Source organism: Brevundimonas sp. MEB006b (assembly GCF_030209705.1).
Lineage (GTDB): Bacteria > Pseudomonadota > Alphaproteobacteria > Caulobacterales > Caulobacteraceae > Brevundimonas.
Genome location: NZ_JARVRL010000001.1, coordinates 157,874 through 181,979 on the forward strand (window position 1 = coordinate 157,874; position 24,106 = coordinate 181,979).

26 protein-coding genes are annotated in these 24,106 nt (G+C 66.7%); 14 read left to right on the forward strand and 12 right to left on the reverse strand.

Features of this window, described 5'->3' with window-relative positions; translation table 11 throughout:
* Positions 1–77: 77 nt before the first annotated feature.
* Both QRN13_RS00720 and QRN13_RS00725 read left to right on the forward strand, forming a co-directional pair.
* Complete coding sequence (locus QRN13_RS00720) at positions 78–1,268, forward strand: divergent polysaccharide deacetylase family protein (protein ID WP_284876446.1); 1,191 nt, start codon at positions 78–80, stop codon at positions 1,266–1,268.
* Complete coding sequence (locus QRN13_RS00725) at positions 1,268–1,744, forward strand: RNA pyrophosphohydrolase (protein WP_284876447.1); 477 nt, start codon at positions 1,268–1,270, stop codon at positions 1,742–1,744. The genes QRN13_RS00720 and QRN13_RS00725 overlap by 1 nt, the downstream gene beginning before the upstream one ends.
* Positions 1,745–1,793: 49 nt before the next feature.
* Here the strand turns inward: QRN13_RS00725 and QRN13_RS00730 are convergent, their stop codons facing one another.
* Positions 1,794–2,273, reverse strand: coding sequence for an Hsp20 family protein (locus tag QRN13_RS00730; RefSeq protein WP_284876448.1), 480 nt, complete (start codon positions 2,271–2,273; stop codon positions 1,794–1,796).
* A gap of 271 nt (positions 2,274–2,544) precedes the next feature.
* Between QRN13_RS00730 and QRN13_RS00735 the strand changes: the two genes are divergently transcribed.
* From QRN13_RS00735 to QRN13_RS00745, 3 genes are all read left to right on the forward strand, one after another.
* Positions 2,545–3,351 (forward strand): class I SAM-dependent methyltransferase, encoded by an 807-nt coding sequence (locus QRN13_RS00735; RefSeq protein WP_284876449.1) that lies wholly within the window; start codon positions 2,545–2,547, stop codon positions 3,349–3,351.
* A gap of 95 nt (positions 3,352–3,446) precedes the next feature.
* On the forward strand, positions 3,447–4,367 hold the full coding sequence (locus QRN13_RS00740) for a class I SAM-dependent methyltransferase (RefSeq protein WP_284876450.1): 921 nt from the start codon (positions 3,447–3,449) through the stop codon (positions 4,365–4,367).
* Complete coding sequence (locus QRN13_RS00745) at positions 4,364–5,413, forward strand: alpha/beta fold hydrolase (protein WP_284876451.1); 1,050 nt, start codon at positions 4,364–4,366, stop codon at positions 5,411–5,413. Before QRN13_RS00740 ends, QRN13_RS00745 begins: the two co-directional genes overlap by 4 nt.
* Here QRN13_RS00745 and QRN13_RS00750 read toward each other — a convergent pair.
* The 4 genes from QRN13_RS00750 to QRN13_RS00765 form a co-directional block, all read right to left on the reverse strand.
* Entirely contained in the window at positions 5,410–6,636 is a 1,227-nt protein-coding gene (locus tag QRN13_RS00750; RefSeq protein WP_284876452.1) for a S41 family peptidase, read from the reverse strand. The two genes, QRN13_RS00745 and QRN13_RS00750, sit on opposite strands and share 4 nt — an antisense overlap.
* A gap of 65 nt (positions 6,637–6,701) precedes the next feature.
* Positions 6,702–7,277, reverse strand: coding sequence for a hypothetical protein (locus tag QRN13_RS00755; protein WP_284876453.1), 576 nt, complete (start codon positions 7,275–7,277; stop codon positions 6,702–6,704).
* Positions 7,278–7,352: 75 nt separating this feature from the next.
* Positions 7,353–8,138 (reverse strand): histidinol-phosphatase, encoded by a 786-nt coding sequence (gene hisN, locus QRN13_RS00760; protein ID WP_284876454.1) that lies wholly within the window; start codon positions 8,136–8,138, stop codon positions 7,353–7,355.
* Between the two features lie 70 nt (positions 8,139–8,208).
* Positions 8,209–8,589, reverse strand: a complete 381-nt coding sequence (locus QRN13_RS00765) for a helix-turn-helix domain-containing protein (RefSeq protein ID WP_284876455.1) — start codon at positions 8,587–8,589, stop codon at positions 8,209–8,211.
* Positions 8,590–8,777: 188 nt separating this feature from the next.
* Between QRN13_RS00765 and QRN13_RS00770 the strand changes: the two genes are divergently transcribed.
* Positions 8,778–9,032 carry a GlsB/YeaQ/YmgE family stress response membrane protein gene (locus QRN13_RS00770; RefSeq protein ID WP_055754335.1) on the forward strand — a complete coding sequence of 85 codons (255 nt, stop codon included), beginning with the start codon at positions 8,778–8,780 and terminating at the stop codon, positions 9,030–9,032.
* 143 nt (positions 9,033–9,175) lie between these two features.
* Here the strand turns inward: QRN13_RS00770 and QRN13_RS00775 are convergent, their stop codons facing one another.
* On the reverse strand, positions 9,176–9,682 hold the full coding sequence (locus tag QRN13_RS00775; RefSeq protein ID WP_284876456.1) for a hypothetical protein: 507 nt from the start codon (positions 9,680–9,682) through the stop codon (positions 9,176–9,178).
* A 153-nt stretch (positions 9,683–9,835) separates the two neighbouring features.
* Between QRN13_RS00775 and QRN13_RS00780 the strand changes: the two genes are divergently transcribed.
* Positions 9,836–11,491, forward strand: coding sequence for a GNAT family N-acetyltransferase (locus tag QRN13_RS00780; protein ID WP_284876457.1), 1,656 nt, complete (start codon positions 9,836–9,838; stop codon positions 11,489–11,491).
* Here the strand turns inward: QRN13_RS00780 and hemW are convergent.
* Both hemW and rdgB read right to left on the reverse strand, forming a co-directional pair.
* On the reverse strand, positions 11,488–12,648 hold the full coding sequence (gene hemW, locus QRN13_RS00785) for a radical SAM family heme chaperone HemW (protein ID WP_284876458.1): 1,161 nt from the start codon (positions 12,646–12,648) through the stop codon (positions 11,488–11,490). The two genes, QRN13_RS00780 and hemW, sit on opposite strands and share 4 nt — an antisense overlap.
* Positions 12,641–13,243: an RdgB/HAM1 family non-canonical purine NTP pyrophosphatase gene (gene rdgB / locus QRN13_RS00790; protein ID WP_271042428.1), complete on the reverse strand. Its 603-nt coding sequence runs from the start codon at positions 13,241–13,243 to the stop codon at positions 12,641–12,643. The genes hemW and rdgB overlap by 8 nt, the downstream gene beginning before the upstream one ends.
* 453 nt (positions 13,244–13,696) lie before the next feature.
* Here rdgB and QRN13_RS00795 point away from each other — a divergent pair, with 453 nt between their 5' ends.
* The 3 genes from QRN13_RS00795 to QRN13_RS00805 are packed head-to-tail and all read left to right on the forward strand — an operon-like array spanning position 13,697 to position 15,144.
* Positions 13,697–14,302 (forward strand): DUF2975 domain-containing protein, encoded by a 606-nt coding sequence (locus QRN13_RS00795; RefSeq protein ID WP_284876459.1) that lies wholly within the window; start codon positions 13,697–13,699, stop codon positions 14,300–14,302.
* A 24-nt stretch (positions 14,303–14,326) separates the two neighbouring features.
* Positions 14,327–14,566, forward strand: a complete 240-nt coding sequence (locus QRN13_RS00800) for a helix-turn-helix domain-containing protein (RefSeq protein ID WP_017504942.1) — start codon at positions 14,327–14,329, stop codon at positions 14,564–14,566.
* Positions 14,563–15,144, forward strand: a complete 582-nt coding sequence (locus tag QRN13_RS00805; protein WP_284876460.1) for a Smr/MutS family protein — start codon at positions 14,563–14,565, stop codon at positions 15,142–15,144. Before QRN13_RS00800 ends, QRN13_RS00805 begins: the two co-directional genes overlap by 4 nt.
* A gap of 66 nt (positions 15,145–15,210) precedes the next feature.
* On the opposite strand, the gene QRN13_RS00810 is transcribed toward QRN13_RS00805, so the two are convergent.
* Positions 15,211–15,852, reverse strand: a complete 642-nt coding sequence (locus QRN13_RS00810) for a TetR/AcrR family transcriptional regulator (protein ID WP_039243898.1) — start codon at positions 15,850–15,852, stop codon at positions 15,211–15,213.
* 191 nt (positions 15,853–16,043) lie between these two features.
* Positions 16,044–17,879 (reverse strand): cation:proton antiporter domain-containing protein, encoded by a 1,836-nt coding sequence (locus QRN13_RS00815; protein WP_284876461.1) that lies wholly within the window; start codon positions 17,877–17,879, stop codon positions 16,044–16,046.
* A 156-nt stretch (positions 17,880–18,035) separates the two neighbouring features.
* Here QRN13_RS00815 and QRN13_RS00820 point away from each other — a divergent pair, with 156 nt between their 5' ends.
* Positions 18,036–20,159: a M13 family metallopeptidase gene (locus QRN13_RS00820; RefSeq protein ID WP_153922824.1), complete on the forward strand. Its 2,124-nt coding sequence runs from the start codon at positions 18,036–18,038 to the stop codon at positions 20,157–20,159.
* 364 nt (positions 20,160–20,523) lie between these two features.
* On the opposite strand, the gene hisS is transcribed toward QRN13_RS00820, so the two are convergent.
* Entirely contained in the window at positions 20,524–22,014 is a 1,491-nt protein-coding gene (hisS, locus tag QRN13_RS00825) for a histidine--tRNA ligase (protein ID WP_284876462.1), read from the reverse strand.
* Positions 22,015–22,167: 153 nt separating this feature from the next.
* Here hisS and QRN13_RS00830 point away from each other — a divergent pair, with 153 nt between their 5' ends.
* Both QRN13_RS00830 and QRN13_RS00835 read left to right on the forward strand, forming a co-directional pair.
* On the forward strand, positions 22,168–22,374 hold the full coding sequence (locus QRN13_RS00830; RefSeq protein WP_055754345.1) for a hypothetical protein: 207 nt from the start codon (positions 22,168–22,170) through the stop codon (positions 22,372–22,374).
* Positions 22,374–22,955 (forward strand): ClpP family protease, encoded by a 582-nt coding sequence (locus tag QRN13_RS00835; protein WP_055754346.1) that lies wholly within the window; start codon positions 22,374–22,376, stop codon positions 22,953–22,955. Before QRN13_RS00830 ends, QRN13_RS00835 begins: the two co-directional genes overlap by 1 nt.
* Before the next feature lie 13 nt (positions 22,956–22,968).
* On the opposite strand, the gene hslV is transcribed toward QRN13_RS00835, so the two are convergent.
* Positions 22,969–23,529 (reverse strand): ATP-dependent protease subunit HslV, encoded by a 561-nt coding sequence (gene hslV, locus QRN13_RS00840; protein ID WP_017504950.1) that lies wholly within the window; start codon positions 23,527–23,529, stop codon positions 22,969–22,971.
* 134 nt (positions 23,530–23,663) lie between these two features.
* Between hslV and QRN13_RS00845 the strand changes: the two genes are divergently transcribed.
* A complete protein-coding gene (locus tag QRN13_RS00845; protein ID WP_284876463.1) occupies positions 23,664–24,065 on the forward strand; it encodes a BLUF domain-containing protein in 402 nt (133 codons plus the stop codon).
* Positions 24,066–24,106 lie beyond the last annotated feature (41 nt).

A 24,106-nucleotide genomic window follows, 5' to 3' on the forward strand; every position in this document is an offset into this window, starting at 1 on the left:
ACCGCCCGTTAGGGTTTCTTAACCGACGGCGCCCGATGATGCGGGCGTAGGATTCCAGATCGGTTCCACTCTTGCCCATGTTCGCCAAACGCCAATCCGCACTCGCCGCCACCGCCGGGACCGCCCCGCGCGCCAAGGACGGCCCGAGCCTGAAGCCTGTCGTCGACGCCCTGAGGAGGCCGCCGGTCGCGGCTGGTCTGGCAGGCTTGCTGCTGCTCAGCACCAGCGCCCTGTTCCTGACGGTGCTGGGTGATCCCAAGGCGGGAACACCGTCGGCCCATGTCGCGCTGGAACGCGAGGCACCCGCAGCGCAAGCGCCGGCGCCGACGGGCTTCGAAGCCTTCTCCATGGGCGCGATGGGGCTGTATCAAAATCTGGCGGGCGGCGCTGATCCGGCTGCGGGCGGCGACGCCGTCATCACCCTGCCGGACGGCGGCAGCGTCTCGGGTCAGGGCGCGCCCATCACGGCGCCGGTCCACGCCGCCTCGCCCTTGGCCAAGGCCCCCATCGCCGGCCTGTCGCAGCCCGGATCCAACGGTCCCCTGCCGATGATCGCGCCCGACGGCCGCGTGCCGGCCCAGGCCTATGCCCGACCTTTCCGACCGAACGGCAAGCCGCGCGTGTCGTTGATCGTTGGCGGCTTGGGCCTGAACGCCGTCACCACCCGCGCGGCCATCGAACGGTTGCCGCCGGAGGTCACGCTCAGCTTCGTGCCCTATGCCGACAATCTGCAGGGCTGGATCGACCAGGCGCGCGCGCAGGGCCATGAGGTCATGCTGGAAATGCCGATGGAGCCGACCGGCTATCCCGACAACGACCCCGGCCCCTATACGCTGCTGGCCGACGGCGGCGCCGACGACGTGACCGCCAAGATGGACTGGCTGCTGAGCCGCGCCACCGGCTATTTCGGCGTGACCAACTATCTTGGCGACCGTTTCGCCGGCTCGGACACGGGCATGAACGCCTTCCTGAGCGTCCTGCGCCAGCGCGGCGTCGCCTTCCTGGACGACGGCTCGTTCCAGCGTCGACCGGGCGCTTGGGCGCGGGCCAGCGCGGATCGCGTCATCGACCGGACCCAGTCGCCCGCCGCCATCGTCGCCGCCCTGAATGGTCTGGAAGCCCAGGCCAAGCTACGCGGTTCGGCCCTGGGGGCCGGCTTCAGCTATCCGGTGACGGTCGAGGCCGCCGCCCGCTGGACCGCCGGTCTGGAACAGCGCGGCCTGCAACTGGCGCCGGCCTCGTCCATGTCGATGCGGCCGGGGCGCTAGTGTCCGATCTCGACGCCTATCGGCCCAATGTCGGGGTCGTGCTGTTCAACCGCGAGGGCCTGGTGTGGTACGGCCAGCGCCACGCCACGCCCGGCCCGCATAACTGGCAGTTCCCGCAAGGCGGCGTCGATGCCGGAGAGGATCTGGAAGCGGCCGCCCGCCGCGAACTGCATGAGGAGACCGGCGTCACCTCGATCGAACTGCTGGCGCGGACGGACGACTGGATCCTGTACGACTTCCCGCCCGAAGCCATGAACAACGCCAAGGCCTGGCGCGGTTTCAAGGGTCAGAAGCAGCGATGGTTCGCCTTCCGCTTCACCGGCGACGAAGCCGAGATCGATCTGGCGGCCGACGGCGAAGTCGAGTTTGACGCCTGGCGCTGGGGGCCGCTGTCGGACGCCTGCGACCTGATCGTGCCGTTCAAACGCCCGGTGTATGAACAGGTCGTCGCCGCCTTCTCGCACTTGGCGGCATAGAAAAAGGGCGACGCGAACGCCGCCCTTTCATAGTTGGCCTTGAAACGGCTTAGGCCGCTGCAGCCTTCTTCTCGGCCTGGCCTTCGATCAGCGGCTGGCTGGCGCCGATCTCGACACGGCGGGGCTTCAGCGCCTCGGGCAGTTCGCGCTTCAGCGAGATCGACAGCAGACCGTTGACCAGATTGGCGTCGTTGACGACGACATAGTCGGCCAGCTGGAAACGGCGCTCGAAATCGCGCTCGGCCAGGCCGCGATGCAGATAGGTCTTCTGCGTCGCCGTATCGTCGTTGGCGGTCTTGCGGCCGGTCACGGTGAGCAGGTTTTCCTTCACCTCGATGTTCAGCTCGTCGGGGCTGAAGCCGGCGACGGCGATCTCGATGCGATAGGCGTTCTCGCCCGTGGTCTCGATGTTGTAGGGGGGATAACCCGTATCCTGGCTGGTCGCGCGCGAGGCGTTTTCCAGCAGATTGGCCAGACGGTCGAAGCCGACGGCCGAACGGTACAGCGGGGTGAAATCATAGGTACGCATCAGCATCCTCCTGAGGATCAGCAAGGTTGAGCCGCCCGGCGTTTTGGCCCGGGCGGTAGGGGATCAGATCGACGACCCGAAACCGGCGCCGTCAGTCTGGAGAACCCGAAATCGGCGTCCTCGGAAGCAAAGATGGGAACCGGCGAAACGGCGTCAAGGGCGCCGCCCGCACGATTTTGCTTGCGTCAAATCCGCCTGTGTCTCGTGAAGTTCATTTGCGCGGGCGGCCCGTCTGCCTATGGAGAACGACCTGAACCTGGAGCCCTCGATCATGCGCCTTGCCGTCTACGGCCTCGCCGCCGTCCTGCTGTCCGCCGCCCCCGCCCTGGCCCAACAGTCGCCCCAGACCCAGGGCGCGTGGACGCCGCCGCGTTCGGCCCTGTCCAGCGCCATGCCGACCTTCTCCGACGACACGGCCTTGCAGACCGCCATCGCGGCCGAGACCCGGCCCGCCGCCGACCGGGCGCGCGACGTCTATCGTCATCCGTATGAATCCCTGACCTTCTGGGGTCTGACGCCGGGCATGACGGTGGTGGAGATCGAGCCGGGCGGCGCCAGCTGGTGGCGGCACATCCTCGAACCCTATGCGGCGGCGACCGGCGGGCGTTATGTGCCGGTCAATCGCCCGCTGGAAAGCATGGGCGTGGCGGATGGAACCGCCGACTTCATCCTGGTGGCCCGCGCCTTCCACAACTGGTCGCGCGACGGCCGGACCCAGCCGTATCTGCAGGCCTTCTTCAAGGCCTTGAAGCCCGGCGGCGTGCTGGCCGTCGAACAGCACCGCAGCGCGGAGGGTCTGAATGTCGCTGACGTCGCCTCCACCGGCTATGTGCCTGAAAGCTATGTGATCCATGAGGCGCGCAACGCCGGCTTCGTGCTGGAGGCGCGCAGCGAACTGAACGCCAATCCCAAGGACGACCACGATCACCCGTTCGGGGTCTGGACCCTGCCGCCGATCCGCCAGTCGGCCGCGCGCAACGATCCGTCCGGCCGCACTCTGACGCCCGAGGAACGCGCCGCCTTCGACGCCATCGGCGAGAGCGATCGGATGACCCTGCGTTTCCGCAAGCCCGAATAGGCCGTCTTGCGTTTTGACCGGACCTGCGAACCCGATTAAGCCCAAGGCGTCAGGGTGCGTCGGATGCGGGTCCCGGCGTCCTGCGGAGGTTTTGAATGGCTGATCGTCTGGCGAGCGCGAGCGGATTGTCGCGTCGGTTTCTGCTGAGCGGCGCTGCGGCGCTGGGGCTGACCGGCGTGGCGGCTTGCGGGCGTAAGGACGAGGCCGCAAAGGCGCCCGCTGCGCCGCCAACATCTGCCGGGCCGCCGGAAGGCTCGCTGGAATGGGCAGTTGAGGGATCGTGGCGCTCGGCCCAGGACAAGGCGCGTGACGCCTTTCGTCACCCGATGGAGACGCTGCGGTTCTTCGGCCTTCAACCCAAGATGACGGTGGTGGAGTTCTGGCCCGGCAGCGGCTGGTACACCGAAATCCTGGCCCCCTATCTGGCCAAGGGGGCGGGAATCTATGTCGCCGCCCTGTTCCCAGAAGGACCGACCGCCGATCCGGCCCAGGCCGTGCTGAACACCGCCTTCCGCACGCGGTTCTCCAGCGACAAGAAGCTCTATGGAGAACCGCAGTTTTCGGTCTTCGGCGCGGGGTCCGGTCCGGTAATCGCAGCGGGCACGGCCGAGATGTGCCTGTTCATGCGAACCCTGCATGGCTGGATGGCGGCGGGCATTGCGGAAAAGGCCTTCGCCGACGCCTTCGCCGCCCTGCGCCCCGGCGGCATCCTGGGTGTCGAGCAACATCGACTGTCCCCAGCGGAGGATCAGGATCCGGTCGCGGCCAACGGCTATGTCCAGGAAGCCTTCGTGCGCCAGTTGGCGGCCGAGGCGGGCTTCGTCTTCGTCGAGGCGTCCGAGATCAACGCCAATCCGGAAGACACCAAGGATCACCCGTTCGGCGTCGACACCCTGGCGCCCACGCGCCTGACGGCGCCGCGCGGCGAACCGGCGGACCCGGCCTTCGATCGATCCAAATACGACGCGATCGGCGAGAGCGATCGCATGACCTTGAAGTTCAGGAAGCCCGAGTGAACCGCGCCCAAGCCTTCGCCGCCAACGCCCCGTTGATGGGGGTTCCCGGCGCCGCCCCGCCGCCCGGCGGAAAGGGCGACTGGTTTCGCGGCGCGGGCGGAATGCGCCTGCGCGCCGGGCTGTGGAAGCCGTCTCATCTCGCTGCGGACAAGGTGCGCGGCACCGTGGTGCTCAGCCCCGGCCGCACCGAGCCGATCGAAAAATACTATGAGGTGATCGGCAACTTCCTGGCGCGCGGCTGGTGCGTGCTGACCCACGACTGGCGCGGCCAGGGGCTGTCGGCCCGCCTGCTGCCCGACCGGCTGAAGGGTCACGCCCGTGCGGTCGAGGAGTTTCTGGACGACTACAACCGCCTGCTGAACGCCTATGAGGACCAGTGCCCCAAGCCCTGGATTATGGTCGGTCACTCGATGGGCGCGTGCCTGAACCTGCTGTCGCTGGAGAGCGGCGAGGACCGGTTCGCCGGCGCGGTTCTGTCCAGCCCCATGCTGCGGATCAAGACCGGCAAGCGGTCGATGTGGTCGGTCAAGCTGGTGGTGCGCTGGAACATTCGCCACGGCCAGGCCGGCGACTATATCCTGGGCGACCCCGACGATCCCTTCGACCACAACTTCGCCGAAGACGCCCTGACCTCGGACGAGACCCGCTATGAGATGTGGCGTCAGCAGCTTTACGCCTGCCCGCACCTGGCCATCGGCGGTCCCACCTATGGCTGGCTGGCCTTTGCGCTGGACGCCGGCGAGCGCGCGCTGAAGCCCAAGGCCCTGAAGGCGGTCAAGGCGCCGGTCGTGATCGTCCAGGCCAGCGCCGACAACGTGGTGTGGAAACAGACCAACCAATGGGCCGCCAAACGCATCCCGCGCGGCCGCTACGTCGAGGTCGCCGGCGCCAAGCACGAGGTCATCATGGAGGCCGACGACCTGCGCGCGGTCTTCCTGAACGAATTCGACGCCATGGCCGATCTGGTCGCCCCTGCGGCCGACGCGGTCACCGTTTCATCGGCGAGGACTGCGGACGTGACGGCGGAGACGTCGTCGGTCGGCTAGGCGGCTGTCGCGGTGGCCAGAACGCGACGGCCCGCCGCCAGAATGTCCTCGGCTTCGGGCACAGCCACGTCCGGCTGCATCAGCCAACGGGGCTGGCCTTTCACGTCATAGACGGGTTCGGCGGAATACTGGGCTTTGAGGCCGGTGCGGTCGAGGGTGATGGGAAAGACCGCCGCGCCCAGCCCCATCATGGGCGTGCCGACGACCGTGGCGCGACCCAGCCCCCGCATGCCCATGGGAAAACCCTCGGCCATGCTGCCGCTCCAATGGTTCGTCAGGACGACGACCGGGCGGGCGTAGGTAAACGGCCCGCGCGGCTCGACCGTCTCGGTCCAGAAGTCGCCGAGGCCTCGCCCCTGCCGCCGCCGCATCAGCGCGTAGGGCTTCGTCTCGTTGATGAACCGGCCCATGATAGGGCGCGCGATGGCGGTATCGCCGCCTCCGTTGTCACGCACGTCGATGATGAGGCCAGGCGCGTCGCGGAACTGGGCCAAGGCTTGATCAAAGCTTTCCGTCACCGCATCGTCCGCAAAGCTGCGGATGGCGACATAGCCGACGCCGTCGTCCAGCCTGCGCCATTCGACATTCGGCTTGGGCGCAGATTGGCGGATCGGAAGAAGCAGGTCGCGCGGCGCGGCTGATCCGGTCGCCACCTGATAGCGACGCGGCTGACCGCGACGGCCGGCGACGGCGCTGTTCAGGGCATAGGCCTGGGCCGCCTGATCCGGCCGGCTCAGGCATTTCGGCAGCAGATCGTGGGCCGCAGCCGCGACCGGGCGGTCGTCCACGGTCAGGATCACGTCGCCGAGACGAAGGCCCACCTCAGACGCCACGCTGTCCTCATCAATGGCGGTCACCACGGCCTGACCGTTGCGCCAATCGGCGATCAGATCGGAAATCGGCAATCTTGGAGAGCCGGCGGGCGGATCCGCTAGCGAGGTATGGGGATCGTAGAGTTCGGCCAGGGTGCGACGCAGGACCTCGCCGAAAGCGTCGTCAGACTCCGCCGATCGCGCCAAGGGGCGATAGAGGGACCGGACTCGATTCCAGTCCGTGCGCTTGTCCGAAAAGAAGCAGTAACGATCCCGTAGAGTTTCCCACAACTCATCAAAATCGTTTAGGAAGGTGACGTCGTGATCGGGTTCGGCCGCCCACGCTGCGCTACTTATCGCCGGTGTCACCGCAGCCCCCAGCGCGGCCTTTAACATGAGGCGCCGATCCATCTTCGTCCCGCTCCATAAGCGATTGTATCGCCACCTTGTGGACCGCGGGCGCGGGATTGAACCAGTCAAACTCTTGTAAGACCCTCGGCGCGCCAGCGTCGGTCGATCGTCTGGGTGACGCCGCATAGCTGCAGGAAGGCGACGGCGACGCCGGGGCCGGTCTCGGCCTTGATCAGCAGCGGCAGGACGATCCATGCGCGCGGGAAGCGCATGACCATCACATCGTCGCTGGCGCGCAGGTGCGGGCAGTATTTCATCGAGCGGTCGACGCAGCGACGGTGCAGGGGCGCGATTGAGCCGGCGTCGATCATCACGCGGTCGTCGGCGATGTCCGCTCGAACCTGACCGCCGCGCGCCCTGAGCTGACCGGCGCAACGTCGCGCGGCGATCTGGGTCCAGCGATCGCCCTCCTGGGTCGGCTCGCCGCACATCGGGCACAGCATGCGCGCGACGGTGAGGCGCTGTCGGACCAGATGGTTCTTCGAATATTGCGGCTTGCCGGCGCCGGGCGCACTGGCCTGCATCAGGGCGAGACGGCCGCCGACGGTTCGGCATGGCGCGGCGCCCGTAATCTCTTCGCCGCTCCAACTCGTGACCCAGGGCACGTCGACGCCGACAACCAGTTTGGACTGCCCAGTCATCGAAATCCGTCCCCTCAACCGTTCGCACCCTGACGCCGTCTCTCGACCTGCGTCAATATGCGCCAGGTGAGAGCTTCATGCGGCCGCGCGTTTCAGCGTCACCAGGGCCTGGTCGATCAGACGCGCATCGCCGACGGCGAGGACCTGACCCCTGTCGTCCGGCGCTGCGCCGCGCCAGTTCACGACCTTGCCGCCCGCCGCCTCGATGACGGGTACGAGGGCCGACCAGTCCCAGGGCTTCAGGCTGGTCTCGGCGACCAGATCCATCTTGCCCGCCGCCACCATGGCGTAGGCGTAGGCGTCGCAGCCCAGGCGCGCCAGGCGGGCGGTCGCGCGCACTTGGGTCCAGGCGCCCAGTTCGGCACCGTTGAAGATGTCGGGGTCCGTGGTCGAAATCACGGCGTCGGTCAGCGTCTCACAGGACCGCACGGCCAGCGGCGTCTCGGTATCGCCGCGCAACAGGCGCGCGCCGGACGGGCCGCCGATGAAGATTTCATCCAGATAGGGCTGGGCGATGACGCCGACGGTCGGCTTGCCGGCCGTGCGAAGGGCGATCAGGGTCGTCCACAGCGGCAGACCCGAAATGAAGGCGCGCGTGCCGTCGATGGGATCCAGCACCCAGACGTGCTCCGCGTCCGGCCGATCCTCGCCATACTCCTCGCCGATGACGCCGTGGTCGGGATAGCGGGCGGCGATCAGGCGGCGAATGGCGGCCTCAGCCTGTTTGTCGGCCTCTGTGACGGGATCGAAGCCGGCCGCGCCGCCCTTGTCCTCATGCCCGATGTCCGAGCGGAAGAAGGGCAGGGTCACGCGCGCGGCTTCGCGCGCCAGTTCGATGGCGAAGGCTTCGTATTCGGTCATGGGATTCCCTTACCGCGCTTTCGCCGGAATGGGCGCCCCTTGAGACGTGCAGATCGGGGAGACGCGCAGATCAGGCAGCGGCTGCGTCGCCCGCATGCAGGGACCTGGCCAGGTCCAGCAAACGCCGGCGGGGCCGTTCGTCCAACTGATAGTAGGCCTGGATCAGATCCAGCGTTTCCTTGCGCGAAAAGACTTCGCCGCCCTTGGGCGTCGGTGCGTCGGCCTCCATCGCCTCGGCCAGGCCATCGTAGAAATAGGCGATCGGCGTTTCCAGCGCCTCGGCCAACTGCCACAGGCGCGCGGCGGAGATGCGGTTGGCGCCGCATTCGTACTTCTGGATCTGCTGAAAGCGGATGCCGACCTGGACGGCCAACTGCTGCTGGGTCAGGCCCAGCAGGCGGCGACGGCGGCGCAGGCGGCGGCCCAGATGAAGGTCGATGTCGTCGGCCATGACGGTGATCCTCGTCTCAACGTCTGTCCCGATGCGGGACGACACACGTCAATCACGGCAATCGCCGTGCCGGATCGCGTCACGGGCGAATTCGACCTTATTGCGGCAAGCTTTGAACGATGACGCAACCGTATGGCCCGAGCCGCATTTACTGCAACAGCTTGGCTTTTAAAGGAAGGAACCACAGCATGGGTCTCGGAATCATTGGTTGGCTCGTCATAGGCATCGTCGCCGGCTGGCTGGCTGAAAAGGTCATGGGTCGCAATCACGGCCTGCTGACGAACCTGATCGTCGGCGTCATCGGCGCTCTGCTCGGCGGCTTCATCTCGAACAACATCTTCGGCACGCCGGTTGGCGGCTTCAACTTCGTCACCCTGATCGTGGCGTTTCTGGGCGCCTGCCTGCTGCTGTTCCTTCTGGGACTGGTCAAGCGTCGCGCTTGATCCGACAGTAGGTCGATAACGAAAAGGGCGGCTCTTACGAGCTGCCCTTTTTGCTGAGCCACTGTCGCCGCTGGGTTGCGAACAGACGAAAGGGCGGCCGGGAAATCCGACCGCCCTTTATCATTCAGCCTTGGAAGACTGACTTACTGCGGCTCGGTCGGAGCCGGCGAGGCGCTGTCCGGAGCCGGGGTCGCCGGTTCCGTGGTCGCCGGTTCCGTGGTCGCCGGATCGGTCGGCTCAGCGGCAGGTTCCGCGGTCGGCGCGGGCGCGGCTGCCGGATCAGCGGCGGGGGCCGCCGGGGCGCCGGCGATCGGAGCGGCGGCGTCAAACTCGGCCTTGGTGTAGGCCACCACGACGCCGGTGCCTTCCTGACGGATGCCGCTCAGCGGCACGGCGCGAAGTTGGCCGTCGGCGCCGCGAACGGTGAGTTCCTGCTTGCCTTCGGCATTGTTCTGAACGCCTTCCAGCTTGCCCAGCTCGCCATCAGGACCGGAAACGCTCGATCCGGGGTTCAGCGACAGCGATTGCTGCGAAGACGCAGCGGCGGAAGGCGCGGCTGCGGGAGCGGGCGTAGTTTCTTGCGCCAGAGCCGGCGCGGCGGTCATGAAGGCGGCGGCGGCGCCAGCCAGAAGAGCGGTCTTGATGGTCATGGGTCATCCCCAGTTGCACGGGCCCGACGCCCGCACCCCTATATACTCGCTCTGTTACGGATTGTTTCGTATGCCCCGAAATGACCTTGGCAGCGCCCCGGTTGGACGATTCTTGGTCTATGTTCGGGCGATCCGCGATTCGAGAGGCCACGTTTGTCCAGCCGCCCCCGGCACACATCCGGTCTGATCCGCCGACTGGCGGGCCTGGCCTTCGAACTGACGCCTCAGATCTTTGCGGTGCTGGCCTTTGGCGCAGGCGCGCTGATGCTGGCCTCTGCGGTCACGCCCGAGTTCGACAGCCGGCTGCGCCAGCTGACAGGCGTCGTCTCTCCCATCCTGATCGACCTGTCGCACTTTGTCGGCAGCATCGCCGGATTTCTGCTTCTGCTCTTGTCGGCGGGTCTATGGCGGCGTCGGCGCGGCGCCTATTGGGCCGCCCTGCTGGTCCTGGCGGCCGGGGCGGTGTTTTCGGTGCTGAAGGGGCTGGATTGGGAACAGGCGACGGATCTGCTGGTCGTCGCCGCGCTCCTGGCGCCGTGCCGTACGGCCTTCAACCGACGCTCGCGGCTCAGCGAGCCGCTGCGGCCGAGCTGGCTGTTGCTGTTGACGGCGGTGGTGGCGGCCATGCTGTGGCTGGGCTTCTTCGCCTATCGCGACGTGGCCTATAATGACGAGTTGTGGTGGCGCTTCCTCAGTGATCGCCAGGCGTCCGGCTTCCTGCGGGCCGGGCTGGTTCTGGCGATCCTGACGCTGGTGGTGGCCGGCCGCTCGCTGTTGAGCTCACCCGGCGCCCACAGTCACGGCCCGGCCAGCAAGACCGACATCAATCGCGCGCTCCAGGCGCTGCAGACGGCCGATACGGCCACGCCCGAGGCCTGGCTGGCCATGTTGGGCGACAAGGCGCTGATGTTCAGCCCATCAGGTTCCAGCTTTCTGGCCTATCGCGTGCGGGGGCGGCGCTGGATCGCCATGGGCGAACCGGCGGGGCTAAAGAGCGAACGGCTTGAGTTGCTGTGGTCCTTCGCCGAAATGGCCGACAGCTACGGCGGGGCGGCGGTCTTCTATTCGGTCAGCGAAGAGGTGCTGGGCGATCTTGCGACCATGGGGCTGGCGGTGCGCAAGGTCGGCGAGACGGCGGTGATCGACGCCCACCGCTTCTCCATCGAGGGTAAGGGCAAGCAGAACCTTCGCACAGCCATCAATCGCGCCGAGCGTGAGGGCTCCTCATTCGAGGTTTTGCCGCCTGGTTCGGCTGCTACGATCGCAGAAGAGCTGCGCGAGATTTCGGACGCCTGGCTGGCCATGCACGAGGGCTCGGAGAAATCCTTCTCCTTGGGGCGCTTCGACGTCGACTATCTGGACCTGACGCCGCTGGCGGTGGTCAAGGAGGGCGGCCGCATCGTCGCCTTCGCCAATCTGCTGACCTCGCCGGACGAAGCGGCGGTGGATCTGATGCGCCATCGGCCGGACGCGCCGCATGGGGTGATGGACTATCTGTTCATTCGCTGCGCCCAGTGGGCCAAGGCCGAGGGCTTGGCCAGCTTCGACCTGGGCATGGCGCCGCTGGCCGGGCTGGAGGATCGTCGCATCGCGCCGGTGTTCGCCCGCGTCGGCGCCCTGGTGTTCGAAGAGGGCGGGGCGCTCTACGGCTTCCAGGGTCTGCGCAGCTACAAGGCCAAGTTCGGCCCGGACTGGCGTTCGCGCTTCATCGCCGCGCCGGTTTCGACGCCCCTGCCGCTGGCCCTGCTGGATGTCGCTTTGCTGACCAGCGGCGGCTGGCTGGGGATGCTGGGGCTGAAGAAGGCCTAGGTCAGCAGCGCCTTCAGCACGCCATCCAGCACAGGTCGGCCGCGCTCGGTTGCGATCAGTCGCTCGGCCTTCAGCATCAGGAATCCGTCGGCGATCAGGTCCGCGACCGGCGCGCATTCAGCCGACAGGCCGAGCGCCGACAGCAGGGCGACAGGCGCGCCTTCGGTGGTGCGCAGGGCCAGCAGCAAACGTTCTTCAGCGGCGTCGACTGGGGTCTGGGCGTCGCGCTCGGACCAAGGCGTGAGGCCCGAGACGCCCGCCACATAATCGGCGATGCGGCGGTGGGCGACGGTCGCGCTCCTGACGCCGTCCAACGTCAGCCGGCCATGGGCGCCGGGGCCAAGTCCCAGATAGTCGCCGCCGCGCCAGACATGCAGATTGTGCGACGACCGGGCGGCGGGACCGCGCGCGTGGTTGGACACCTCATAGGCTTCGAAGCCGGCGGCCGAGAGGACATCCTGGGTGGTTTCGTACAGCGAGGCGGCCCGGTCCTCGTCAGGCGGGGTCAGGGTTCCCCGTGCGAAGGCTCGGCCAAAGGCGGTCGTCGGCTCTATGGTCAGCTGATAGGGCGAGACGTGTTCGAACCCGAGCGCCAGCGCCGCCGTCAATTCGGCGGCCCAATCTTCAGGCGTCTGGTCCGGGCGGGCGTAGATCAGGTCGATGGACAGACGGTCGAAGGCGCGGCGGGCCAGATCGACCGCGCGCAGGGCCTCGGCCGCCGCATGGTCGCGACCCAGAAAACGCAGGGCGGCGTCGTCCAGCGCCTGAACCCCCATCGACAGGCGGTTGATCCCGGCGTCGGCCAGGGCGGCGAACCGGCCGGCCTCGGCATCCGTGGGATTGGCCTCCAGCGTGATCTCGATGTCGCCGGCGGGCGGGAACAGGTCGCGGGCCGCCGCCACGATTCGCGCGACGGCGTCGGGCGCCATCAGCGACGGCGTGCCGCCTCCGAAGAAGATTGAGGCCAGGCGTCGCGAGCCCGTGAGATTTCTCTGTGCGCGCAGATCGGTCAGGATCGCCTCGACCAGCCCGGCCTGTTCCTCGGTGCGCCCGCGATCGCGCACGACGTTGAAGTCGCAGTAGGGGCAAATGCGCGCGCAATAGGGCCAGTGGACGTAGAGGCCGACGTCCGATCCCGGATCAAGCGGATCAGTCAATCAGGGCGGCTCTCAGCTTGGCGAAGGCGACGGTGCGGTGGCTGATGGCGTCCTTGGCCGCCGGCTCCATCTCGCCAAAGGTCTGATCGCCCCCATTCGGAATGAAGAGCGGGTCGTAGCCGAAGCCGCGATCGCCGCGTGGGGGGAAGGTCAGCTGGCCGTGAACCTCGCCCTGCACCACCACACAGGGGCCGTCCGGCCAGGCGACCGCCAGGGCCGAGGTGAACCAGGCGGTGCGGTCTGTCGCGCCGATCTCTTCCAGCCGCTCCTCGACCTTCTTCATGGCGACGGCGAAATCCTTGCCCGGCCCGGCCCAGCGCGCAGAGAAGATGCCCGGCGCGCCATCCAGCGCCGCGACCGACAGGCCGGAATCGTCGGCCAGCGAAACCTCGCCCGACAGTTCCGCCGCGTGGCGCGCCTTCAGCATGGCGTTGCCGGTGAATGTGCTCTCCGTTTCGTCGGGTTCGGGCAGGTTCAGCTGGCCGGCGGTGACGAGTTCGTAATTTCCGCCGAGCAGCGCCGAGATTTCGGGAACCTTGCCGGCGTTATGCGTCGCCACGACGATCCGCATCCCTTTGATAAGCTTGAGATTCATCGTCGATCACGCTCCTGAAACAGTCTATTGCCAAAGTTTAATATCGTTAAACGATATGTAACGTGCCTTTTTCGCCCGCACGGCCTATCTATTGATCGTCAGGAACGAGGTCGCAGCGTTCAGGACTTCCGGAAAACCGGGAACGATCATGCGGCTAACAAATCCAAACGGCGATAATCGCCCAAACACGAAAGACGGAGAACCACAATGCATACGATGAACACCTCGATGTGGCTCGACAAGGTCGGCGCTGCTTTTGTCAGCACCGTTCTGATCGCCGCCCTGCCCACCGCCCTGGTCGTTACCCTGTTCCAAGCCCTTTGATCCCTCGCTTTTCGATCACTGGAGCTTTGACGACCTGCATGAAGACCGCGATGTATAGAGCCGCGCGCGGGTTCGCCGGACCCCGCGTGGCCATCGCCCCGCCTTCCCCGGCTTGAGATCAAAAAGACCATGCGCCTGCCCCTGCCGCCAAATCCGCTGAAGCGAGGCGAGGCAAGCGTTCCGAACTGGCTGGGCGCGCCGATCAAGGCGCTAGGCCCAGGTTCGGTGTCCAGCGTGTTGAAAGTAGTTCTGGACGTCGCCCATATCCTTCTCTGGTTGATCACCGGCATTCTGCTGCTGCTGGTCATCGCCGCGATCTTCATTCCCCTGGACAATGTGAATATCACCGTCAGCGGGGATTCCGGCGGCAAGCAACTGCCGCTGACGCGCACCCTGCTGCTGTTCGGCTTGGGCGCCGCGACCGCTTACTTCGGCGGGTTCATGCTGATCTTGCGCAGCCTGCGCCGCATCATCCGCACCCTGACCATGGGCGACCCGTTCCAGCCCGATAACGTGCGCCGTCTGCGCCAGATCGGCCTGATCCTGGCGGTCGTGACCGGCGGCGTCTGGGTGGCCCAGGGCTTCGTCGCCAAGCGGCTGGCGCCCGGCGTCATGGATCCGCAGGGCTTTGGCGAACTGCTGACCCCCATCTTTTCCGTGCTCATCGTCTTCGTGCTGGCGGAGGTGTTCCGCGAGGGCGCGCGCCTGCGTCGCGAATCCGAACTGACGATCTGAGCCGTTTCGAAGTAGGATTTCCGCATGGCCATTCGCGTCCAGCTCGACCGCGTCCTCGTGGAACGCCGCATGTCGTTGACCGAACTCGCCGACCGGGTCGGGGTGACGGTGGCGAACCTGTCGATCCTGAAGACGGGCAAGGCGCGCGCGGTGCGGTTCTCGACCCTGGACGCCCTGTGCCGAGAGCTGGACTGCCAGCCCGGCGATCTGCTGGCGCATGAGCCCGGCCCGGGCGACACCATCGAGGACGACGGCGAGGCATGAGGCGAAAGGGCCCGAGCCGTGACGAGAACGGACTGACGCCCGAAGACCGTCGCATCTGGACCCGCGTGGCCGGATCGGTCGTGACGCCGAGGACGCGCAAGGCCGCCCGCGTCACGCCCGGCGCCGAAACGCCTCCCGAGATCGTAGTGACGCCGGTCGAGCGGCCGCGCCCCTTGGTCAAGGCGTCTCCCAAACGCACCGCTGTCGCGCCGCCGGCGGAAAAGCGACCTTCGCCCAACAAACCCAAGCCCGCGCCCGAGGATCTGGAGCCGCGTCGCAAGCAGCGCCTGTCGCGCGAACGCGATCCCATCGAGGCGCGCATCGACCTGCATGGCTTCGGCCGGTTCGAGGCCGAGGATCAGCTTCGAGGCTTCCTGACGTCGTGCCAGGCGCGCGGAATGCGCGCGGTGCTGGTCATCACCGGCCAGGGCCGGATGGGCGGCGGGGTGATCCGTTCGGCCTTTGCGGAATGGATGCATTCGCCCGCACTGCGCGGCGTGGTGTCAGGCTTCACCATCGCCCACCAGAAGCATGGCGGGAACGGCGCCTTCTACGTCACCCTGAAACGCCGGACCTGACGCTCACGAAAAAGGCCGGACCCGCGCTGGCGGACCCGGCCTTTCGAAAAGCGGCTTTGCTCTGGCCTATTTGGCGGCGATGGCGCCGGCCAGGATCACGTCGATCTGCTTGCCCATATGATCCGACAGGGCCTGCGCGTCCCATTCGTCATAGGCGGCGCGGCGATAGTTCGACAGATAGGCGTCCCAGATCAGCTCGACCAGCAGACGGCTGTCGGCGTCCTTGGACAGCTCACCCTTGGCCACCGCATCCTGAAGGATGTTGCTGATGGCGAGCAGCAGGTTCTTGGTCGCGGCGCGGGCGCGCATTTCGGCGGCCAGGGGCTGGAACCACGAGCGCGCCACGATGGCCTGGAACAGGGGCAGTTGGTCCAGCGACGAGTGATAGCCGGCGCTCAGCGCGCTGACGAGGCGCTGGCGGACGGGCTCGCCTTCAGGCGCCGCGGCCTCGACCACCTCGGCCAGACGCGTCATGTCCTCGGTCAGGACCGCTTCGAACAGTTCGGCCTTGTCCTGGAAGTTGGCGAAGACGGCGCCGGTGGACATGCCCGCGCCCTTGGCGATGTCGCGGATCGTTGCGGGCTCATAGCCGCGCTCGGCGAAGAGCGAGCGGGCGGCGTCCAGAACCTTTTGTCGCGTGCGGATCTTGGCGGCCTGGCGGCGGTTCAAGCGGGGCTCGACAGCGAGGGAGGCGACGGTATCTGTCATATAATCAGGCTTTTACTCTACTTTCGGCCTTTGGTCGGGGCGGGCCCGGCAGCGACCTCGAATGAATATCTGAGCCCTTGGATCGAACCGAAAGGGCGCTTCTGCTCCGCAGATGCAGTCATGGAGAGGCGCGCTTGCATCACGGAACCATGACGAAAATGGGTCCGGCGACAGTCTGTAAGGGGCTTCCCTTACTCCGGCGCGGGGTCGACCCGCGCCGGGCGCAGCGTGCGGCGCAGTGCGCGGCTGGGGCGATTGCGACGCTCGATCGGGATGGCCGACTGGAAGGCCTTGCGAAACTGATCGCGACGTTCGTGGACCGAGGCGAGCACCAGCCCCATGGGCACGCCCAGATCGACCAGGGTGTTTTCGGCCAGCTGCAGACTGGCCTCGGTCGTCTCCGGCACGGCGTCGGTGACGCCCAGTCCATAAAGCCGAATGGCGTGCTGATCGTCGCGAGCGCGTGCGATCAAAATCAGGTCGTCGCGCATCGACCGCGCCGTAGTGACCACCTCGTCCACCTTCGTCGGCGCGTCCATGGTGACGATCAGGGCGCGGGTGGATTGAACGCCGCAGTGCTGGAGCATCTCGCGCCGCCCCGCATCGCCATAGAAGACATCGAATCCGTCACGTCGGCCCGCAGCGACGGCGCTGGAATCGGTGTCCAGGGCGATGAAGGGCTGATCGTGCGCCTTCAGCATTTCCCCGATCAGCCGGCCGACGCGCCCGAAACCGACGATAATGACCGCGCCGTTGGCCGCCTCCAGCTTTGGAAGCTCGACAGGCTGGCCTGCGGCAGACGACTTGCGCGCCAACTTCTGGCCCAGCAGGGCGAGCAGGGGGATCGAAAAGATGCTGACGGTGGCAGACAGGGCCACGGTGTTGGTCAACTGCGGCGGCGCGAGGCCCTCGACCAGGCCGGTGGCGAAGACCACGAAGGCGAACTCGCCCGCCGGCGCCAGAACGAGCGCCGTCTCCAACGCCGGTCGGGCGCCCAGGCCCCAGAAGCGGGCCAGGCTGAAGATGACGCCGGTCTTCACGATCGTCAGGGCCAGGGCCAGGCCGAAGACGCCGACCGGATCGGCGGCGATGGCGTCCAGGTCCAGGCCCAGGCCAACGCCGACGAAGAAGACGCCCAGCAAAAGCCCCTTGAACGGCTCGATGGAAACCTCGACCTCGCGCCGGAACTCGGTCTCGGCCAGCAGCACGCCGGCCAGAAGCGCGCCGATACTCATCGACAGGCCGCTGGCCTGGGCGGCGAGACCTGCGCCGACCACCACCAGCAGGGAGGCAGCGACGAACAGTTCGCCGCCTTGGTCGGCCTTGCGCGCCTTGGCCACCGATCGGAACATCGGCCGCAGCACCACGCGTCCCAGCAGCACCATCAGACCCAGGCCGATGGCGGCCGGAACCAGGGTGAACAGGGCGCGTCCCAGCACGGCGGGATCCAGCGCGCCGCCCTGCTGGGCCAGCGCCGCCAGGACGGTGACGGTGATCAGGATCGGGGCCACCGACAAATCTTGGGCCAGCAGAATGGCGAAGGTGGACCGGCCGACGGTCCCCTTCAGCCGTCCCCGCTCGGCCAGCACAGGCATGACCACGGCCGTTGAGGACAGGGCGAGGCCCATGCCCAGCACCACGGCGCTGGCCAGGGTCTGGCCCATCAGCATGAAGCCGCCCGCCAGCACGGCGGTGCAGACGACGACCTGCATCAGGCCCAGGCCGAACACGAGACGGCGCATGGCGCGCAACCGCTCCCACGATAGCTCCAGACCGATCATGAACAACAGGAAGGCGACGCCCAGTTCCGACAGCTGCGCCAACTGGCCCGGATCGCCGATGGTCAGCCACGACAGCCAGGGCAGGCTTTGCGCGAACCGGCCCAGGCCGTCCGGCCCCAGCAAAACGCCCGCAGCGAGGAAGCCCAGGACGGGGCTGACCTTGAGCCGATTGACCAGGGGCACGATGACGCCGGCGGCCGCCAGAAAGACCACCAGATCCTTATAGTCGCCGCCCTGACCGTGCATCCGCCCTCCTCGCGTCGGCGTATCTGACCCTGATCCCGGCGCTGTGGCGAGAGGCCGCATCGGAATCATGAACTTTTTTTAAGGCGACACCCCCCCTCGCCGGACTAGGGTCTGCGCCGAACCATCCAAATGCCGGGTGGGAACAGGGACATAGTGATGAAACGTCTGCTTATCGGGGCCGCCGTCGGCGCCCTTCTTCTGCCCGCCAGCACGGTTCTGGCTCAGGATATCGGTCACGACCACGCCTGCATCGACGACGCCTGCACCATCGTTTCGCTGTTCTCGGGCGAAGAGACGGCAGCCGGTTGGCAGGGCACCGAGGCGCCCCGCTATGGAACTTGGGGCTTCGACATGGCCGGCCGCGACACCTCGGTGAAGCCAGGCGACGACTTCTTCCAATACGCCAACGGCAAGGCGCTGGAAAAGCTGGTCATTCCGTCGGACCGCACCAGCTATGGCTCGTTCGCCCTGCTGCGCGAACTGTCGGACAACCGCATGAAGGAACTGGTGCTGGGCTTGGCCAACCGCACCGACCTGGCGCCCGGATCGGACGAGGCCAAGGTCGCCGACGCCTATCGCTCCTACATCGACGAGGCGCGCATCGAGCAGCTGGACGCCCAGCCGCTGCAACCCTATCTGGCCGCGATCCGCGCCGCCGACAGCCACGACAAGATGGCCGTCTATATGGGCCAGACGGCCGGCCGCTTCGGCTCGTCCTTCTTCGGCACCGGCATCACGATCGATTCCAAGCAACCGACCCGCTACGTCGTCTCGACGGGCCAGTCGGGCATCGGCCTGCCGAACCGCGACTATTATCTGGACGCCCGTTTTGCCGACAAGAAAGAGAAGTATCAGGCCTATGTCGGCCGGATGCTGGAGATGATCGGCTGGACCAACCCGACCGAGACCGCCGCCCAGATCGTCGCACTGGAAACCAAGATCGCCGAGGCCCACTGGACCCCGGTGGAGAACCGCAACCGCGACCGGACCTATAACGAGTTCACCATCGCCAAACTGGCCGAGGACGCGCCGGGCTTCGCCTGGCAGGCCTATTACGATGCGGCCAAGCTGGGCGGCGTGCCGCGCCTGATCGTGCGTCAGGATACGGCCATGCCCAAGATCGCGGCCATCTACGCCGAGACGCCGGTCGAACTTCTGCAGGCCTGGCAGGCCTTCCACACCGCGGACGACATGGCGCCGCTGATGTCCAAACGCTTCGCCGACGCCCAATGGGAGTTCCGTTCGCGCGATCTGTCGGGTCAGCCTGAGCAGCGCACCCGCGAAAAGCGCGCGATCTCCTTCGCCGAAGGATCGCTGGGCGAGGCTACGGGCCGGCTCTACGTCGCCCAGTATTTCCCGGCCGAATCCAAGGCCAAGATGGAAGAGCTGGTCGCCAATCTGCGCACCGCCCTGTCGCACCGGATCGACAACCTGACCTGGATGGGGACCGAGACCAAGGCGGCGGCGCAGGAAAAGCTGCGCAAGTTCACCGTCAAGATCGGCTATCCTGACAAATGGCGCGACTACTCCGGCCTGGACATCCGTGCGAACGACTTGGTCGGCAACGCCGAGCGCCGCGGCCTGTTCGAATGGAACTATGATCTGGCCCGTCTGAACGAGCCGGTCGACAAGTCGGAGTGGGGCATGACCCCGCAGACCGTCAACGCCTACTACAACTCGGCCAACAACGAGATCGTCTTCCCAGCCGCGATCCTGCAACCGCCCTTCTTCGATCCGAATGGCGATGCGGCTGTCAACTATGGCGGCATCGGCGGCGTGATCGGGCACGAGATCGGCCACGGCTTCGACGACCAGGGCTCCAAGTCCGACGGCGACGGCGTGCTGCGCAACTGGTGGACGCCGGAAGACAAGGCCAACTTCGAGGCCCTGACGGCGCGTCTGGGCGCGCAATATGCGACCTACGAGCCGATCGCCGGCTATCACATCAACCCTGGCCTGACGATGGGCGAGAACATCGGTGACGCGTCTGGCGTGGCCGTCGGTCTTGAGGCCTATCACCTGTCGCTGAACGGCCAGCCGGCGCCGGTTCTGGACGGCGCGACCGGTGACCAGCGCTTCTTCTACGGCTGGGCTCAGGTCTGGCAGTCGAAGTACCGCGACGAGGCGCTGAAGCAGCAGGTCGCCACCGACCCGCACTCGGCCGCCCAATTCCGCGTCATCGGCCCGCTGCGCAACGTCGACGCCTGGTACGACGCCTTCGACGTTCAGCCGGGCACGAAATACTATCTGACGCCCGAGGAACGCGTCCGCCTCTGGTAAGGCGACGCTTGTTCGAGAATGGAAAGGCCGGGGTTCGCCCCGGCCTTTTTCATATCGAGAACCAGATGCTCGATCTCGACGTCGCATAGAGAATTTGTCGAGATTTTATCATGATTTGTCTGGGCTCCAGACGCGAAAAAGCCCGCTGCGGGGGATACATCGCAGCGGGCTTTCGCGCTCTTTAAAGAGCGGACGTTTCCTCCCCGAAACGCCTTCGAGTGCTGCGCGCTTGAGCAACGCTTGCCCTCGAGTGAGGTCATTTGACGCAAGGGCCGGTCGGTCGTCAACGACCGGTTTCACAAGAGTCGAACTTTCTTCGACTTATCACTGATAACCCATTTCAGGGACGGGTCATTATCGAAGCCTATTCGATAATGGACTTTATGGCGGCGACCAAGCCTTCGCGGGCGATCTTCATCTGGCCGGGGCGTTCGGCCTTCCAGGCGTCGTTGTCCGTGATGGCGGCGGCGGCGGCGCGGCCGGCGTCCAGATCCTTGATCGTGACCTCGCCGGCGGCGATCTCGTCTCCGCCCAGGATGACGACAGCCGGGGCGCCGCGCCGGTCGGCGTATTTCATCTGCGCCTTCATGCCGGCGCGACCCAGATAGAGCTCGGCGGCGATCCCGGCGGCGCGCAGTTCGGCGACGGCGGTCAGATAATGAGCCATGTCGTCCTCGGAGAAGACGATGATGACCACGGGGCCGCGCACGGCGTCCTCGGCGCCACGTCCCGCCGCGCGCAGGGCCGAGGCCAGACGCGAGACGCCGAAGGAGAAGCCGGTCGCCGGCGTGCTCTGACCGGTGAAGCGGGCGACCAGATCGTCATAGCGGCCGCCGCCGCCGATCGAGCCGAAGCGGACGGGACGACCCTTGTCGTCAACCGTGTCGAGCAGCAGTTCGGCCTCGAACACGGCGCCGGTGTAATATTCCAGGCCGCGCACGATGGTCGGATCGAACTTTACGGCGTCCTGACCGACCGACATGGCCGTCAGCGCCCGGTCTATGGCGGCCAGTTCATTCAGCGCCGCCTCGCCCGCCGCGCCGAGGTCGCCGGAGCGCGCGACGGCGTCCAGCGTCTCGGCCCGCGACAGGCCGGGGGTATTGGCCGAGGCCAAAAACGCCTCGATGGCGGCCGTGACCTGGGCGGGTAGCTGGGCGCCCTTGGTGTAGTCGCCCGAGTCGTCCAGACGCCCTTCGCCCAGCAGCTGGACCACGCCCTCCCAGCCCAGGCGGTCGAACTTGTCGATGGCGCGAAGCGCCGTCAGTCGCTGACCGGCCTCGGTCACGCCGCCGGCGTCGAACAGCCCGTCGAACAGCTTGCGGTTCGAAACGCGGATCTGGGCCTGGCCGGCGTCCAGCCCGGCGGCGCGCAGGCCTTCGCAGCCCATGGCGATGATTTCGGCGTCGGCCTCGGGCCGGTCCGAGCCGACGGTGTCGGCGTCGCATTGCCAGAACTCGCGGAAGCGACCTGGGCCGGGCTTCTCGTTCCGCCAGACCGGACCATAGGCATAGCGGCGGAACGGCTTGGGCAGGGTCTCCCAAGTCTGGGCCGCGAACCGGGCCAGGGGCGCGGTGTGGTCGTAGCGCAGGGCCATCCATTCGCCCGGCTCGTCTGATCCGGCGTCGTCCTGTAGTGCGAAGACGCCCTCGTTCGGCCGATCGGCGTCGGGCAGGAACTTGCCCAGCGCATCGGCATATTCGAAGGCTGGCGTCTCCAGCGGCTCGAAGCCCCAGCGCTCGTAAACCTCGGACACGCGCGCGACGATGCGCCGCTCGGCGGTCAGGTCGCGGCCGCGCTTGTCGGCGAAGCCGCGCGGGTTGCGGGCGAGGGGGCGGGGAGGCGCGGCGTCGGTCATGGCGCGCGCTTAAGCCAAGGGGGGATCGATCGCAAATTCTCCCATCAAGGCGGTGCAGGCGTCGTGGCCTCCTGCGTCGCACAATGTTTTGTTCCTAAAGGCAAAATGTCGAGTTCGAAGGAACCGAAAGGGGCAATGTTTCGTTGATGGCGCATGACGCCCCACGCCCTTCTCGTTCCGCGCACCTGCAACACCTCGGATCGCCGCACGATCCGGTGGTGGGAGTGCGAACTGATCGATGACGCCGGATCGCGTCGCTTGCAGAACCAGGCCTTCTTCTCGATCCGTGAAGCCCGGTCATGGGCGTCGGCCCAAGGCTATCCCGTCAGCGACGACGCCGCCGCTGCGGCCGAGCTTTGATGTCCGAGGCGGCGCCGAGCGGCATTCTGACCGCCGAAGCTTTCGATACGCCCCGTATCCTGCTCGCCGGCGCGGTCGATTACGCCATGTACGACCGCTTCCGCCAGCAAATGGCGGAAGCGCCAGACACCGGGCTGACCGTCATCGAACTGTCGACCCTGGGCGGTGATCCGGAGGTGGCGCGCATGATGGGCGAGGACGTGCGCTTTCAAAGCGACATCAATCCTTCCCGCCGGTTGGTCTTTCTGGGCAAGGCGGCGATCTATTCCGCCGGCGCCACTTTCATGAGCTTCTTTGCCGTAGAAAACCGCTATCTCACGCGTGGCGCCCGGGTGATGATCCACGAGCGCAAGATGGACACGCAACTGCATGTCACGGGACCGCTGACGACCTGCATCGCCTCGGTTCGCGCCATGCTGAACGAGCTGGAACACTCCATCGCCATCCAGAACGAGGGTTTCGAGAACCTGGTGCGCGGATCGTCGGTGACGATGGAGGAGGTGCTGAAACGCGCCCCTGCCAACTGGTACATCGAGGCCCAGGAGGCCAAGGCGCTGGGGCTGATCGCCGAAGTGATCTGACCCGCTCGCCGGATCAGGCCTGGAGCGTTTCCACAGTCAGATTGCCGTTGGTGTAGACGCAAATTTCGGCGGCGATCTTCATGGCCTTGCGGGCGACCTGTTCGGCGTCGAGATCGGTTTCCTCGATCAGGGCGCGGGCGGCCGACAGAGCGTAGTTGCCGCCCGAACCCACGGCGGCGACGCCATACTCCGGCTCCAGCACATCGCCGACGCCCGTTACGGTGAAGATGGACGACTTGTCCGCCACCAGCAGCATGGCCTCCAGCCGGCGCAAATAGCGGTCGGTACGCCAATCCTTGGCGAGGTCGACGCAGGCGCGCGCCAGCTGATCAGGATACTGCTCCAGCTTGGCCTCAAGCCGTTCGATCAGGGTGAAGGCGTCGGCCGTGGCGCCGGCAAAGCCGGCCAGCACCTTGCCGCCGGCCAGAGTGCGCACCTTGCGGGCCGCGCCCTTGACGATGGTCGGGCCCATCGAGACCTGGCCGTCGCCGGCGATCACGGTGCGTCCGTTCTTGCGCACCGCCAGAATGGTGGTGCCGTGCCAATCGGGGAAGTTGGATGCGGTCTGGGTCATGACGATCAGATGGCGCGGCCGGGCGTCGGCATCAAGTCTGTCGCGCCTCGGTATAACGCTGTCTTATTTTGACCCCAATATTGGCTAGAAGGCGCAATCCGCTTTCGCGGTTCTTTGAAATCGAGGGACAGGTTTTGCTTTATCGCGTCGTTTTCGTGAGTGAAATGATCGGTGGCGCGAACCACACGACCCAATCGCTTGCCGAAATCCTCGGCGCGTCGGAGCGAAACAACCGCCGCGACGAGATCGGCAGCGCCATGCTGTTCCACGAGGGCGAGGCGGCCCAGGTGATCGAAGGCGCTCGTGCGGACCTGGACCGCTTGATGTCGCGCCTCTGGAAAGACCCGCGTCATCATAACATCCGCGTCCTGGATGATCGGCCCGTCATGCAGCGGCGGATGCGCGAACCCGCGCGGCTGTGCGCCCTCAGCGCTCAGCAGGCCGCTGACATTCTGCGCGGACGGCGCCTGAGCGATCTGTCCAGCGCTGGTCTGGAAAAGCTGCTGTCGTGCGAACACGTCCGGATGGCCGCTTAAGGCGACAGGCGACAGGCCCCTCGCGCCGGAACCTCTGCGGC

Excerpts from the sequence above, each read along its gene's own strand:
- QRN13_RS00730 (WP_284876448.1), bottom strand. The coding sequence starts at position 2,273 with ATGCGTACCTATGATTTCACCCCGCTGTACCGTTCGGCCGTCGGCTTC.
- QRN13_RS00820 (WP_153922824.1), top strand. The coding sequence starts at position 18,036 with ATGAAACGTCTGCTTATCGGGGCCGCCGTCGGCGCCCTTCTTCTGCCC.
- QRN13_RS00775 (WP_284876456.1), bottom strand. The coding sequence starts at position 9,682 with ATGACCATCAAGACCGCTCTTCTGGCTGGCGCCGCCGCCGCCTTCATG.
- QRN13_RS00815 (WP_284876461.1), bottom strand. The coding sequence starts at position 17,879 with ATGCACGGTCAGGGCGGCGACTATAAGGATCTGGTGGTCTTTCTGGCG.
- QRN13_RS00835 (WP_055754346.1), top strand. The coding sequence starts at position 22,374 with ATGTCCGAGGCGGCGCCGAGCGGCATTCTGACCGCCGAAGCTTTCGAT.
- QRN13_RS00830 (WP_055754345.1), top strand. The coding sequence starts at position 22,168 with ATGACGCCCCACGCCCTTCTCGTTCCGCGCACCTGCAACACCTCGGAT.
- hisN (WP_284876454.1), bottom strand. The coding sequence starts at position 8,138 with ATGACCGAATACGAAGCCTTCGCCATCGAACTGGCGCGCGAAGCCGCG.
- QRN13_RS00800 (WP_017504942.1), top strand. The coding sequence starts at position 14,327 with ATGGCCATTCGCGTCCAGCTCGACCGCGTCCTCGTGGAACGCCGCATG.
- QRN13_RS00720 (WP_284876446.1), top strand. The coding sequence starts at position 78 with ATGTTCGCCAAACGCCAATCCGCACTCGCCGCCACCGCCGGGACCGCC.
- QRN13_RS00805 (WP_284876460.1), top strand. The coding sequence starts at position 14,563 with ATGAGGCGAAAGGGCCCGAGCCGTGACGAGAACGGACTGACGCCCGAA.
- QRN13_RS00750 (WP_284876452.1), bottom strand. The coding sequence starts at position 6,636 with ATGGATCGGCGCCTCATGTTAAAGGCCGCGCTGGGGGCTGCGGTGACA.
- QRN13_RS00810 (WP_039243898.1), bottom strand. The coding sequence starts at position 15,852 with ATGACAGATACCGTCGCCTCCCTCGCTGTCGAGCCCCGCTTGAACCGC.
- QRN13_RS00755 (WP_284876453.1), bottom strand. The coding sequence starts at position 7,277 with ATGACTGGGCAGTCCAAACTGGTTGTCGGCGTCGACGTGCCCTGGGTC.
- QRN13_RS00735 (WP_284876449.1), top strand. The coding sequence starts at position 2,545 with ATGCGCCTTGCCGTCTACGGCCTCGCCGCCGTCCTGCTGTCCGCCGCC.
- QRN13_RS00795 (WP_284876459.1), top strand. The coding sequence starts at position 13,697 with ATGCGCCTGCCCCTGCCGCCAAATCCGCTGAAGCGAGGCGAGGCAAGC.
- QRN13_RS00765 (WP_284876455.1), bottom strand. The coding sequence starts at position 8,589 with ATGGCCGACGACATCGACCTTCATCTGGGCCGCCGCCTGCGCCGCCGT.
- hslV (WP_017504950.1), bottom strand. The coding sequence starts at position 23,529 with ATGACCCAGACCGCATCCAACTTCCCCGATTGGCACGGCACCACCATT.
- QRN13_RS00770 (WP_055754335.1), top strand. The coding sequence starts at position 8,778 with ATGGGTCTCGGAATCATTGGTTGGCTCGTCATAGGCATCGTCGCCGGC.
- rdgB (WP_271042428.1), bottom strand. The coding sequence starts at position 13,243 with ATGAATCTCAAGCTTATCAAAGGGATGCGGATCGTCGTGGCGACGCAT.
- hisS (WP_284876462.1), bottom strand. The coding sequence starts at position 22,014 with ATGACCGACGCCGCGCCTCCCCGCCCCCTCGCCCGCAACCCGCGCGGC.
- QRN13_RS00740 (WP_284876450.1), top strand. The coding sequence starts at position 3,447 with ATGGCTGATCGTCTGGCGAGCGCGAGCGGATTGTCGCGTCGGTTTCTG.